This is a genomic window from Vibrio sp. 10N.247.311.14, assembly GCF_041467715.1.
Taxonomy (GTDB): Bacteria; Pseudomonadota; Gammaproteobacteria; order Enterobacterales; family Vibrionaceae; genus Vibrio; species Vibrio crassostreae_C.
The window spans coordinates 32,239-44,804 of record NZ_JBFSVE010000015.1; the positions used below are offsets into that span (position 1 = coordinate 32,239).

Below are 12,566 nucleotides of genomic sequence, written 5' to 3' on the forward strand. Positions count from 1 at the left end.
ATTTTCCTCCACCCATTCCATTATCTCGGCTTGTGGGCCAAATTTAATTAAGGACAAAAAATACACAACACAAAACCAATAGGTACAAGGAGGAAGTTCATGGTGGATACATACAACCCGCTTGGCACGGATGGATTCGAGTTTGTTGAATACACGGCCGTTGACCACAAGGGAATAGAGCAACTTAAAGCGCTGTTTGTGTCACTTGGTTTTGCTGAGATAGCCAAGCACCGCTCAAAAGAAGCTTGGCTGTATCGACAAGGTGATATCAATTTTATCGTCAATGAACAACCACACAGCCAAGCGGAAGCGTTCGCTAAAGTTCACGGCCCATCGGTGTGTGGCATGGCGTTTCGTGTTAACGATGCAACCACGGCAATGACGCAGGCGTCTAGCGGTGGTGGTGAAGAGTACAAGACAGAAATCGGGCCAATGGAGCTGAGCATTCCTGCTATTTACGGTATTGGTGAAAGTTTGCTTTATTTCGTAGACCGTTACGGCAAGCAGAGCATCTACGACGTTGATTTCCGATTCTATGATGACGCGCAAGAGCGCATGGCGAAAGCCGACGTAGGCCTTTATGAGATCGATCACCTCACGCACAACGTGAAACAAGGCAATATGGATCTGTGGTCTGGTTTTTATGAGCGTATCGGTAACTTTCGTGAGATTCGCTACTTCGACATTGAAGGTAAGCTGACAGGCCTTGTGAGCCGTGCCATGACCTCACCATGTGGCAAAATCCGCATCCCTATCAATGAGTCTTCAGACGACAAATCACAAATTGAAGAGTTCATTCGTGAATACAACGGCGAAGGTATCCAACACATCGCACTCGCCACCGATGATATCTACAAAACCGTGAAGACTCTGCGTGATCGCGGCATGGACTTTATGCCAACCCCAGATACCTACTATGAGAAAGTTGACGATCGTGTAAAAGGCCACCGGGAAGATACCGATCTGTTGCGTGACCTACGCGTTCTGATTGATGGTGCGCCGACCAAAGACGGCATCTTGCTGCAAATTTTCACACAGACGGTAATCGGGCCTGTGTTCTTTGAAATCATTCAGCGTAAAGGCAACGAAGGCTTTGGTGAAGGTAACTTCAAGGCGCTGTTTGAATCGATTGAAGAGGACCAGATTCGTCGAGGAGTATTAGACGATGCATAAATGGATCTCGTTTCCTCATCGGGAGGGGGTGTGCTCTAAACAAGCGCACGCCGACTTCCCCGAAGAGGCAATTTATGAGCGAGAAGCGGGCCGAAGTGGATTCTTTGGCCCTGCCGCTCACTTTCATCACCAGCATGCCCCAACAGGTTGGTCGGAGTGGGAGGGTGATTTACGTCCTCGCGCTTTTGATTTTACGCTGGTGGAGAAAGCTAGCCAGATAACCCCTTGGGCGGTGCCTCATCTTTTGCACAATGCGGACTGCAAAATCCGTGTGTGGCGCATGGATGAGAAGATGGATTTCTTGGTGCGTAATTCCGACGGTGATGAGCTGCTGTTCATTCATCAAGGCAGCGCCGATCTCTATTGTGACTATGGTCATCTAGAGGTGAGTGAAGGGGATTACGTGATGATCCCGCGCTCGACCAACTGGCGTTTAGAGCCAAGCGAGCCGATGTTTATCTTGATGATTGAGAACACAGACGCGGCTTACTCCTTGCCAGAGAAAGGCATGGTCGGCAATCACGCGGTGTTTGATCCAGCGGTTCTTGAAATACCATCGATCAACGATCAATTCCGCGCTCAGTATTCAGAAGATCAAACTCAAGTTCAGGTAAAACGCCACGACAAAGTCAGCGTGATCACTTATCCGTTCAATCCTTTAGACGCGATTGGCTGGCATGGTGACTTGGCTGTGGTGAAAGTGAACTGGCGCGATATCAGACCGCTGATGTCACATCGCTACCACTTGCCACCGTCTGCACACACGACTTTTGTTGGCGCAGGCTTTGTGGTGTGCACCTTTGTGCCACGCCCGATTGAGAGCGATCCTGGGGCGTTAAAAGTGCCGTTCTACCACAACAACGATGATTACGACGAAGTGCTGTTCTATCACGCTGGTGACTTCTTCAGCCGCGATAACATTGAAGCGGGCATGGTGACCTTCCACCCTGCAGGCTTCACGCATGGGCCTCACCCAAAAGCCTTTAAGGCAGGGCAAGCGTATAAGAAAAAGTTCACTGATGAAGTCGCGGTGATGATCGATACTCGCCACGCGCTGCAGTTCTCTGATGAACTCGATAGCGTTGAGAACAAAGAATATGTCTACAGTTGGCAAGACACTGGTTTGCAAGAGACAGGTTCTCAAACCATGGCTGACGATAAGAAGTAAGGGACAAGGATGAAATTAGCAACCAAGAAAAATGGCACTCGCGACGGTCTATTGATGGTCGTAAGTAAAGATCTTAAACAATGTGTAGCTGCAACCGAAATTTTCCATGCGATGCATCTAGCGCCAACCATGCAGGTAGCATTGGATAACTGGGACAGCGTGGCTTCTCAGTTACAAGAGTTATACACCTCGTTAAACAACGGGCATGTGACTGGCAGTGAAGTGTTTGCATCTCAGTATTGTGAATCACCTCTGCCACGCGCATATCAATGGGCGGATGGCAGTGCTTATGTAAACCATGTTGAACTGGTGCGTAAGGCGCGTGGTGCTGAAATGCCAGAAAGCTTCTGGGTTGATCCATTAATGTATCAAGGCGGCTCAGATGCGTTTATCGGCCCTTGTGACAATATCGAATTTGCCAGCGACGAGTGGGGCATCGATTTCGAAGGTGAGGTTGCGATTGTGACCGGTGATGTACCGATGGGCGCTAGCGCTAAACAAGCGCACGACTCGATTCGCTTGCTGATGTTGGTGAACGATGTGTCGCTGCGCGGTTTGATTCCGGCGGAGCTTGCTAAGGGTTTTGGCTTCTTCCAGTCTAAACCGTCTTCTGCGTTCTCTCCGGTTGCGGTAACACCTGATGAGCTTGGCGAGCAATGGAAAGGCAGTAAGGTACATTTACCGTTGATATCGACCTACAACGACCAGCCTTTTGGTTGTCCGAATGCCGGTGTAGATATGACCTTCAATTTTGCAGAGTTGGTTGTGCATGCAGCTAAAACTCGACCACTGTCGGCAGGCGCGATCATAGGTTCAGGCACGGTATCGAATAAGCAAGGCACTGACCACGGCACCTCAATTGCCGAGGGCGGCGTGGGCTATTCATGCATTGCCGAGGTGCGCATGATTGAGACGATTCGCGATGGTAAACCGTCGACTAAATTCATGTCGTTTGGCGACTCGATTCGCCTAGAGATGTTTGATACGGCGGGTGATTCCATTTTTGGTGCGATTGACCAAAAAGTTAGCCAATATCGAGCGTTATAGCCCATATTATAAAGATTCAGCTCGAGCGAGATCATTGTATGAATCAGAACATGACACTTTATGGTTACTGGCGCTCTTCGGCCGCCTATCGGGTGCGTATTGGATTGAACCTAAAGCAACTCGACTATGAGTCTAAATCGGTGCATTTGGTGCGTAATGGCGGCGAGCAGCATGATCCACAATATCGTGAGCTCAACGCCAGTGAGTTAGTGCCTGTGCTGGTGGATGGTGAAGTTAAACTCAATCAGTCGCTGACTATTTTGCAATACTTGGATGAAAGATATTTATGTGAGAGCAGCCCAGACTCCTTGTTGATTCCCGAGCAAACACCATTGCGCTATCAAGCGTTGGCAATGGCGCAGGATATTGCGATAGAAATTCACCCTCTCAATAACCTTCGTGTGTTGCAGTATTTGGAGCGAGAGTTGTCGTGTGAGCAAGAGGCGAAAATAGACTGGCTTCACTATTGGATGAGCCAAGGTTTTTCGGCATTAGAAGAGAAGCTTTCTAAGCATCGTCAAACATACGCTGATTCAGTTTATAGCCTCACCGATTCACCATGCATTGTCGATATTTGCTTGGTGCCACAGGTGTATAACGCGCTGCGTTTTGGCGTTGATATGTCACCTTATCCGTTGATTAACTCGATTGTTGAAGCGTGTAATCAGTTACCCGCTTTTATTGGGGCGATGCCAGAGAACCAAGCGGATGCGAATGTACCGATGTAAGCGAATAGCAACAATTAACAACTGGCTTTACTGCAATAGCTTATACACAGCCTGACATTTAAGAGCCTGAATAAATGCCAAATCAGGTTCTGCGTACCTTCAATATGGGAGAAATGCGGGTGTAGGTTTGAGTACCGTGTTGATTTGACCAGATCTGGTTGAGCTTTTCCATCACGGTCTTGGCTATCTCATTGACCGGTTGGGCAATGGTTGTGAGCTGGTAACCCTGCCACGCCGCTTGGGGAACATTATCACAGCCAACGATTCTTAACTGTTCTGGCACTGGGATACGAGCGATATCGCGACAGCTGTCCAAGACGCCCATAGCGAGCGCATCTGAAGCGCAAAAAATGCCGTCAAGCTCACGAATAGCTTCTATCTCTCGAATAGCCAACTCAAAACCGGCTGAATAGCCGTAGCTGTGCGCGCACAAACGTTCAGGGATAAAGCCAAGCTGCTCTTCAACGACGTTTTTAAAGCCTTGATAGCGTTCATTTGAGGCTGACCCGTCTTGCCGACCAGCAATAAATCCGAGCTTTGTTATACCGAGGCGAATCAAGTGTTCAGCAGCAAGGCGACCAGCTTGAACATTGTCGGTTTGAACAGAGGGAATGATGCCTCGTTCGTCCGCTCGTCCCAGTGTCACAAGGGGTAGAGAGAGCTTTAGGCATTGTTCAAATCCTTCGACAGGGAGAGATCCTGCGACAGCAATTACGCCATCAACCTGATAACCAGAGAGGCGTAATATGGCTTGCTCTAAGTCCTGCTCGTGCTTAACGTTGAGTAGCATAGGCTGCTTGCCATGTTGTTGAAGTATGTTGGAGAGGATCTCAAATAAATGCGACTGATACGGGTTTGAAAAGTCGCTGATCAATATGGCTACTAAGTTTGACCGTTTTTTTTGTGCAGGGGTACTTAAGGTTCGAGCAAAGAAGTTGGGTTGATAGCCCAGTGTTTTTGCCGCCTCAAGAATTCGATCTCGTTTGTCGGCTTGAATGCTTGCACCTTCGGTAAATGCTCTTGAAACAGCGGATCGTGAGACACCTACATGCTCGGCAACATCCAGCGCGGTAACGGTCTTTTTCGTGCTATTAATAAATGGACTCCTTTCGAACTTTCTGGCTTACATCGTGGCCATCAGATGGCTGGCACAATTGTTCCAGTATTGATCCTTTGGGCCATGCCCACACTGGGCCAGTATAAGTGGTGGTGAGTGACGGGGCTACCACTAAGTCTGCTTCGGCGCAGATTAATTGGGCCGCGAGAACATCCCAAATATACACGTGTCCCATGTAGCATCCGTCCAGTTCTCCGCAGGCTACTTGTGTCATTGACCAAGCAGCGGAACCACTCACTCGAACCTGATGGCCGTTCTCAATTAGCCATTCTGTGTTGCGTAAGTAGCCGTTGGCAACCTTTGGTTGGTAATTAAGATTTAGCCCTATGACTAATTCTTTGTCTGAAAGTGGCCTTGGCCTTAAAGGGCGGGTCTCTCCATTTTTAATTTCGTAGGCTCCTTGCCCGCGACTGGCGACGACCACTCGCTTTTGTATTGGGTTTGCGATCACGCCAATACACGCGCCATTTTGGTCTAGAAAGGCGATGCTAATAACAAAGTCGCCATGCCCGTAGAGAAAATTTGTCGTGCCATCAATGGGGTCTATTACCCAGCAAGGGGCGATTAACTTCCCACCAAGCTCCTCGCCAAAGAAGTGATGCGTAGGGTAAGCGTGGCTTAGTGCTTGGCGAATGAACTGTTCTACCTCTCGGTCAGCTTCAGATACCCAGTCGTGGTGTCCCTTTGACTCCACTGACAGGTCATGTCGATTGTTGAACCATGTCATTGCAATGGTTGCCGCGTCGTTAGCTATCTCGATAACGGTGTTTAACATGACATTAAGTTCGTCACGTGATTGAACTCGATTTGGACTTGAGCAGTTTGAACCTGGTTGATTAAGCGACATTACCGTTTCCCCAATGATTGATAGCAACCAGAATCTCGTCTTCTTTTGCCAACTCGAACTCAGTACGATGATGGATTGCAATTGAAAGCGGCGAGCGTACCGCTGGTTCTATATGATAGAGTTTCCACTGACTGCCAGGTTTTACTTCAACACTGGAGAGTTGCGCCCACGATCCGTGACTGGTATGAGGTTCGATCGTCTCGCATTCAGCAAAGACTAGATCGCTCTCGCAGGCCAGTTTTAAGCTCTTCCCAGTTAATTGACCATCCCCAGAGTAGAGGAGTTGATAGCCTAGAGAGGTGGTTAAATGCAGGCTCAAATTACTGACTGCATGCTGTGTCGGTGCGGTTTGAGCATCCCAAGGTCCAATCTTCGTTAACGTTTCACTCTCACACCATTCGATCTCATAACCCAAGGCATCAACAGGCCAATGTGCAAAATGAGCTAAAGGTTCGATAATCGCCTTTTGTTCACGTTGAACAATGATTTTGATTGGTCGTGAGCGTTGCTTTGAGTCCATCCAATTGAGCAGTGTGGTTAACCCCAAGCAGTGATCGGGGTGCGAATGGGTAATGTAGATGGCATCGAGTTCATGGCAACTTATATTGCAGCGAAATAAGGCAGCTGGCACCGTTGGGCCGCAGTCAATTAATAACGAGTAATCGCGTTGCTTGACGATAACACTGGCGTTAGTATGCTCTCCATCATAAGCATCCCCAATCCCAAGTGTGTGTACCTTAAAATCATGCGGCATGAGAAACCTCGATATCGAGTACTCGTTCATCGTTGTCGTCAAACCAATGTTGCACTGAATTAGGCAGGTTGATAGGCAGAGCGTCACCCACGTCATACAGTTCATCACTTTCTACAATGAAGGCTGAACCGTTCAAATGCCCATAATAGAGACGGGCATAACCGAGCGGCTCCATGACTTCTACAGTCATTGTGCAATTTGGGTTAATGGAGTCGACACAAACCTGATTAGGGCGCAGTCCGACGGATACAACCCCTTTTGGCACTAAGCCTTTATGAGTGAGCGCCTCATAGGTGTCAGCTGGCAGAAAGTTCATGACTGGCGAGCCAATGAATGAGGCAACGAATTTGTTCTGTGGTCTGTTATACAGATCCTCAGGCGTTCCTATTTGTTCAACTGATCCTTTGTTAAGCACCACGATTTTATCCGCTAGTGTCATGGCCTCCACTTGATCATGGGTCACGTAAACCATAGTGGACTTGAGCTTCTGATGTAGTTGCTTTAAATAAAGGCGCATTTCACTGCGTAGTTTAGCGTCTAGATTAGATAGCGGTTCATCAAATAGGAAAAGTTCAGGATTTCTTACAATGGCTCGGCCAATGGCTACTCGTTGTTTTTGACCACCTGAGAGCTCACTGGGTAAGCGCTCTAGAAGGGGAGTGAGTTGCAAGCTTTCGGCTGTGGACTGCACCAATGAATCGATGGTTTCTTTGGATTCCCCTGCCATCTTGAGCGGAAAGCCAATGTTCTTTTTTACCGTCATGTGCGGATAGAGAGCGTACGACTGAAATACCATCGCAACTTCACGCTCAGAAGGGTGTACGCGATTCAAAATATGCTCGTTGAGCGTCATGGTGCCCTTAGTAATGCTTTCTAAACCAGCAATCATGCGAAGAAGCGTCGATTTTCCGCAACCTGATGGGCCTACAAGCACGACAAATTCACCGTCGTTGATGGTCAAGTTAACCTCAGGGATCACAATGTGGTCACCGTAGGTTTTATGGATATTTTTTAGTTTTAGTTTCGTCATGATTAATTCCTTATTTCAATCCCTATTTCAGGCCCATCGAAAAGCCGCGCAGCAGGTATTTCTGCATATAGCTGGCAAGAAAAAGCATAGGAACAGAGGAGATAATGCCTATCACCATAAGCTCGCCCCATGCGGTGCCGTCTTCTGTCATGAAGTTAGAAATGAACAGCGGGATGGTAAATTTGTCCGGTGTGTGCACGAAAAGAAGAGAGAATAAAAACTCGTTCCATCCCAAAATCATGGCGAAAATAGACGTGGCAACCAAACCTGGGGCACAGAGTGGAAATACAATATATTGAAGGCGTTTGAACAAGTGAGCGCCATCCATTGAGCCTGCTTCTTCAATCTCTAAAGGGACGTCACGAATGAAGCCTAGCAGCATCCAGATACAAAAGGGCAGGGTGTAAACCTGATACGCCAATACCAGCCCAAGCTTGCTATTTAGTAACCCGAATTGGTTCATTAACGAGTACAACGGAATGGCGACCACAATCGGTGGCATCATTTTGATGATTAACACCGACAATAAAAACAGGTTGTCCAGTTTGGCTGGAAAGCGGTATCGAACCAACGCGTAAGCAGCGAAGAATGCCACAATTACGGAAACCACCGTTGCAGATAGCGATACCAGTACGGTATTACTGATTAGAGTAAACAGCTCCCCTTGCCATACCTTTAGAAAGGAGTCGAAGCTCAGTGTCGAAGGCAATAATGCGGTCCCAGAATGTAAGATTTCCGCGGGTGACTTAAAGGCAGTACCGAACATCCAAATGATCGGAAGTATAAATAGGCCGGTCGCAGCCCAGACGAAAAAAATATGAAGGCGTGTATTCATTTTTGGCCTCCTTTCATTACGCGTTTCGCATAGATAAGAGTCATAGAGAGTGAGATAGCGAGCATGACCAGTGATGAGGCGCTTGCCATTCCTAAGTCAAAGAATCGGAAACCGTATTTGTAGACAAACATCGATAAGGTTTCTGTGGCGTTCCCCGGGCCTCCTCCCGTCATCACGTACACCTTGTCAAATAGCTTAAAGGTGTCTATCGAGCGTAGAAGAAAGGCCAATAATATCTGTTTCTGGATGAGCGGTAAGGTGATGTAAAACGTCGATTTCCAGCCTTTTGCACCATCGACCATCGCGGCTTCATTGATGTCTTTCGGCACAGATTGCAATCCCGCGAGAATGATGAGAAATGCCATTGGCGTCCACTGCCAAGTATCAACCATGGCAATGGCAAATAGAGCTAAGTTAGGGTTAAACAACCACTCTTGTGCAGGCAGCCCAATCGACACCAAAACGGCGTTCAGAAGGCCGAAATCATAGTGGTACCAAGAGCGCCATATAGAAGAGCAAACTAAGGTCGAGATCATCATCGGGTAGATGATAATGGGCAGAGCGAATCGTCGACCAGGAAATTGGCGATGAAACAGCAAGGCTAATGCCAAACCAAGCAGCACCTGAGCGGTTGAGGCTACCAGTGTAAAAACGAACGTGTTTTTTATCGCGGCGATGAAGAAGAAGTCATTGAAGAGTTCGCTGAAGTTCGCGAAGCCAATGAATTGATAGCCGGCACGTTCACTGTCTAAGCTGAAGAACGCATTGTAAAGTACCGACAAAATTGGGTAGACCGTGAGTAAGCCAAGCACAAGCATTGCAGGGAGCAACAAAACAGTGAGCTGCTTACGATTTTCAAACAACATACAAAAGCCTAAAAGCAGCCATCGGCATCAACGACACAGGTCAATACCGATGGCATTCATTATGAGTGATTACGATTTAACAATACGATTGATGCGAGTATGAGCTTGCTTAAGGGCTTGCTCCGGACTCATTTGCCCCATCATTGCTAACTGTAAGAAGTCACCTAAGATACTTTCCACTTCCGCCCAGTTATGGATTCTAGGACGAGCCTTACCAGTTGATAGTGCTTTGGCTTGTTGTGGATACCAACGATACTTGCTCACCACTTCGTCATCAAAGTAAATGCTGTTACGCGTTGGTGGCATGCCGTAGTCGAGAGCGAGAGCTTTTTGAATATCGGCGCTGGTTGCAAATTTTAAGAATGCCTCTGCTTCTTGCTTGTTGTTTGAGTCTGAAGGAATGGCGAGCTGCCAAATACCTAGCATTGGCGCAGGGCTTCCTACTTCTGCTGGCGGTGCCATTATCTCCATATCACCCACAACGTTGGATACGTCAGCGTTATCTAGATTTGGCACCCAGGCTGGCCATACTTCAATCGCCATTGCCGCTGTCCCTTTTTGCAGCGAATCACGTACTTCATCAGCGTTGTAAACATCGACGCCTCTCGGCGCAAATTGCTTCATTGCTAGGAAGGTTTCTAATGCTTCTACAGCCTCTTTAGAGTCGAGAGTTGAACGGCCATTCTCGTCGACCACATCAGCGCCATATCCCCAAAGTACAGGTAGGAAACCCGTCACGATAGGGTTGCCTTTTACGCCACGAAAAACCACGCCATTAGTGTCACTTGATTCACTGATGGTTTTTGCTGAATTGAGCACGTCTGTCCATGACGTTGGCTCTGACAGATCATGTTTTGCAAATTCAGCACGATTCCATGCGAACATCGCAACGTTCCCCACCATTGGCATCGCATAAGCAGGGCCGCTTGCATCTGGGTAGCGGCCAATATCAAATGACGCTTGAACAAAGTCAGTATCCTCTACTGAGCTAGACAGTGGTGCTAACCATTGATTGGTTAAAAACTCAGGTGCCCACGTATCGTCCATAAGGATCACATCGTAATGACCCGTTTGCTCACGCATAGAAAGAACCGTACTTTCATATAGTCCTTTGGTTGGGCGTTTAACCAAGGTTACCTTCGTCTCTGGCTTAACCTTGTTGTACTCACTCACTACAAATTCCATGGCTTCGCCATAGCTGCTATCGCGACTTGCAATGACCAGTTCACTTGCATTGACCAATGGTGTTGTGGCGAGAATTGCCGAGGCAATGATTGCTTTTCGGAACATGACGTTCTCCCTTTCCTTGATAAGTTGAGCGTTATTGCACGCGCGTTCAAACTAATGCTTATTACCTTAGTGAAGCTAAATGTCAGATTGATGACGAAGATGTGAAACTTAAAATCGTGATGGCGAAGCGATTTTAAGCTTCACTGAAATTAGATATGGGTTAATATTTATTGGTGAGTGTCATCCCAACGAGTGACTGGTAGCAGTTTGAAGCGAGTATTGGCGTTAAAATCCTGACAGGAGTAGAGGTGCCATTGTGTTCCTGCCCCAGCCCCTTTATTGTCCATGCAGTATCCGTTACCGTCGTCACCACTAGTGTTACTGTGCCAACTAATGAATGCGCTGGTTGGTGTAATACTCCACTTTTCGCTGGTTCCTCCATCACAACTCCATAAGTGAAGGTCTTTGCCGTTCCCTGCTTTCCCTCCCTTGATATCCACGCAATATCGAGAGTTTCCTTTGGGTCTTAGCTGAGATTCAACGGTGTAAACAAACTTTTGATCCTCTGACTTTTGACACTGACTGCTGATTAGCTGAGTTCCGTTACTATATTTAGAGTCTTTGACACTTAAGCACAGCCCGGTTTGTTCGTTGTAAATCTGGAAAAAACCCGCGATTGAACGTCGTACGCCAATAAGTGGAACAGCATTACCCCAAGTCGAAATATCTTGAGGTTTAGATCTTTCTCTATTGATGAACTGCACCCCGTGGCTAACTGAAAGGTAGTTGTATTCAAATGTTTCAGGGCTAACTAGAGAGTCTCCCCAAATATGCATCATTTGCTTATTATTAGCGGCTTCATTTGCGACATTTTGGTAGTGCTTACTCTGACCCATGTTGTTACAAATAAAGCGTTGAGACTCCTCTTTTGATATCCCATTGAGTTGCCCTCCCACCTTAATATGTTCAATAGTGCTACCTTCAGGACACATGAAAGTTGATGGCACCACGCCATGTGTCTCCCATAACCAGTTCCAACCTGATCGGTAGTTTTGGTTCTTGCTCCCTATTTTTCCACCAGTGAGAACAACGATGATTTTGCCTTGAAGGTCGCGTAGTAAGGGCCAGCCAAATGTTTTAGTCAATTCACGAATGTGTTTACTGGGGTTAACTGCTCCTGCGTGTTCCGCTGCTGTTGCTGCTGGCACTAAATGCTCGTTTAAGTACGACGAGAACCGGTACTGGTGTTCGCTCAAGTAGTCACTGATCCATTTGTCAATCATGCCAACTTCATCGTAGTTCCATGCGTTAGCGGGATCCCAACTGACTTTTAGATCGATTAGAACCACTAAGGGGTATTTCGGGTTATTTTGGTTTGTCCATTGAATGATGTCATCGAAGCAATGACCCAGCCGAGTATTGCCAGCTGCTGCGCAGTTTTTGTTGCCGGGGCTTGAGGAGTGAGACACGTAAGGGCCAAACTCTTCGTGTTCCCATCTACCTCTATCGATCACATCCAATTCCACGATACCAAACCCCTGATCTAACCAATCCGTCAGCTTATCTCCATAGTCTTGGGTGTTATGTTGCTGCATGTAATAGATGTCACTGAATGTATGTTTACTTGGATCTACAGGTTCTACCTGAATGACTGATGCCAAGGCTTGAGAGCTTGCCAGTAAAGCTAGCCCTGGCCAAAATAACTTATGCATAATTTCTCCTTAATTTTTGCACGCGCGTTCACTGAGTGTTTACGTTAGAGAATATTGAT

The 12,566-nt window shown here is 47.3% G+C and carries 12 protein-coding genes; 4 read left to right on the forward strand and 8 right to left on the reverse strand.

The genetic code is table 11. From position 1 onward, the window contains the following. Positions 1-99 precede the first annotated feature (99 nt). Genes hppD through maiA form a run of 4 tightly spaced genes read left to right on the forward strand, consistent with a single transcriptional unit; the run spans position 100 to position 4,116 of the window. A complete protein-coding gene (gene hppD, locus AB6F11_RS07600) occupies positions 100-1,173 on the forward strand; it encodes a 4-hydroxyphenylpyruvate dioxygenase (protein WP_102397962.1) in 1,074 nt (357 codons plus the stop codon). Then, the gene (locus tag AB6F11_RS07605; RefSeq protein ID WP_104216085.1) at positions 1,166-2,341 is read left to right on the forward strand and encodes a homogentisate 1,2-dioxygenase; all 1,176 of its coding nucleotides are present in this window, start codon (positions 1,166-1,168) and stop codon (positions 2,339-2,341) included. The genes hppD and AB6F11_RS07605 overlap by 8 nt, the downstream gene beginning before the upstream one ends. 9 nt (positions 2,342-2,350) lie before the next feature. Continuing rightward, the gene (locus AB6F11_RS07610) at positions 2,351-3,388 is read left to right on the forward strand and encodes a fumarylacetoacetate hydrolase family protein (protein ID WP_102397964.1); all 1,038 of its coding nucleotides are present in this window, start codon (positions 2,351-2,353) and stop codon (positions 3,386-3,388) included. 38 nt (positions 3,389-3,426) lie between these two features. After that, positions 3,427-4,116 (forward strand): maleylacetoacetate isomerase, encoded by a 690-nt coding sequence (gene maiA / locus AB6F11_RS07615; RefSeq protein WP_102397965.1) that lies wholly within the window; start codon positions 3,427-3,429, stop codon positions 4,114-4,116. Positions 4,117-4,198: 82 nt separating this feature from the next. Here maiA and AB6F11_RS07620 read toward each other — a convergent pair whose 3' ends face one another. The 8 genes from AB6F11_RS07620 to AB6F11_RS07655 all read right to left on the reverse strand — a co-directional run bounded on the left by AB6F11_RS07620 (position 4,199) and on the right by AB6F11_RS07655 (position 12,507). Further along, entirely contained in the window at positions 4,199-5,212 is a 1,014-nt protein-coding gene (locus AB6F11_RS07620) for a LacI family DNA-binding transcriptional regulator (protein WP_065676062.1), read from the reverse strand. Further along, positions 5,208-6,080, reverse strand: coding sequence for an inositol monophosphatase (locus AB6F11_RS07625; RefSeq protein WP_081229149.1), 873 nt, complete (start codon positions 6,078-6,080; stop codon positions 5,208-5,210). Before AB6F11_RS07625 ends, AB6F11_RS07620 begins: the two co-directional genes overlap by 5 nt. Then, on the reverse strand, positions 6,070-6,834 hold the full coding sequence (locus AB6F11_RS07630) for an MBL fold metallo-hydrolase (RefSeq protein ID WP_081229147.1): 765 nt from the start codon (positions 6,832-6,834) through the stop codon (positions 6,070-6,072). Before AB6F11_RS07630 ends, AB6F11_RS07625 begins: the two co-directional genes overlap by 11 nt. Beyond that, complete coding sequence (locus AB6F11_RS07635) at positions 6,824-7,864, reverse strand: ABC transporter ATP-binding protein (RefSeq protein ID WP_102393371.1); 1,041 nt, start codon at positions 7,862-7,864, stop codon at positions 6,824-6,826. Before AB6F11_RS07635 ends, AB6F11_RS07630 begins: the two co-directional genes overlap by 11 nt. Positions 7,865-7,886: 22 nt before the next feature. Further along, positions 7,887-8,699 carry a carbohydrate ABC transporter permease gene (locus AB6F11_RS07640; protein WP_065676058.1) on the reverse strand — a complete coding sequence of 271 codons (813 nt, stop codon included), beginning with the start codon at positions 8,697-8,699 and terminating at the stop codon, positions 7,887-7,889. Beyond that, positions 8,696-9,565, reverse strand: coding sequence for a carbohydrate ABC transporter permease (locus tag AB6F11_RS07645; RefSeq protein WP_102393370.1), 870 nt, complete (start codon positions 9,563-9,565; stop codon positions 8,696-8,698). The genes AB6F11_RS07640 and AB6F11_RS07645 overlap by 4 nt, the downstream gene beginning before the upstream one ends. Positions 9,566-9,634: 69 nt before the next feature. Beyond that, positions 9,635-10,855 (reverse strand): extracellular solute-binding protein, encoded by a 1,221-nt coding sequence (locus AB6F11_RS07650; RefSeq protein ID WP_081229142.1) that lies wholly within the window; start codon positions 10,853-10,855, stop codon positions 9,635-9,637. A gap of 167 nt (positions 10,856-11,022) precedes the next feature. Continuing rightward, positions 11,023-12,507 (reverse strand): ricin-type beta-trefoil lectin domain protein, encoded by a 1,485-nt coding sequence (locus AB6F11_RS07655; protein WP_102393369.1) that lies wholly within the window; start codon positions 12,505-12,507, stop codon positions 11,023-11,025. Positions 12,508-12,566: the final 59 nt, after the last annotated feature.

Excerpts from the sequence above, each read along its gene's own strand:
- hppD (WP_102397962.1), top strand. The coding sequence starts at position 100 with ATGGTGGATACATACAACCCGCTTGGCACGGATGGATTCGAGTTTGTT.
- AB6F11_RS07605 (WP_104216085.1), top strand. The coding sequence starts at position 1,166 with ATGCATAAATGGATCTCGTTTCCTCATCGGGAGGGGGTGTGCTCTAAA.
- AB6F11_RS07610 (WP_102397964.1), top strand. The coding sequence starts at position 2,351 with ATGAAATTAGCAACCAAGAAAAATGGCACTCGCGACGGTCTATTGATG.
- maiA (WP_102397965.1), top strand. The coding sequence starts at position 3,427 with ATGAATCAGAACATGACACTTTATGGTTACTGGCGCTCTTCGGCCGCC.
- AB6F11_RS07625 (WP_081229149.1), bottom strand. The coding sequence starts at position 6,080 with ATGTCGCTTAATCAACCAGGTTCAAACTGCTCAAGTCCAAATCGAGTT.
- AB6F11_RS07630 (WP_081229147.1), bottom strand. The coding sequence starts at position 6,834 with ATGCCGCATGATTTTAAGGTACACACACTTGGGATTGGGGATGCTTAT.
- AB6F11_RS07635 (WP_102393371.1), bottom strand. The coding sequence starts at position 7,864 with ATGACGAAACTAAAACTAAAAAATATCCATAAAACCTACGGTGACCAC.
- AB6F11_RS07640 (WP_065676058.1), bottom strand. The coding sequence starts at position 8,699 with ATGAATACACGCCTTCATATTTTTTTCGTCTGGGCTGCGACCGGCCTA.
- AB6F11_RS07645 (WP_102393370.1), bottom strand. The coding sequence starts at position 9,565 with ATGTTGTTTGAAAATCGTAAGCAGCTCACTGTTTTGTTGCTCCCTGCA.
- AB6F11_RS07650 (WP_081229142.1), bottom strand. The coding sequence starts at position 10,855 with ATGTTCCGAAAAGCAATCATTGCCTCGGCAATTCTCGCCACAACACCA.
- AB6F11_RS07655 (WP_102393369.1), bottom strand. The coding sequence starts at position 12,507 with ATGCATAAGTTATTTTGGCCAGGGCTAGCTTTACTGGCAAGCTCTCAA.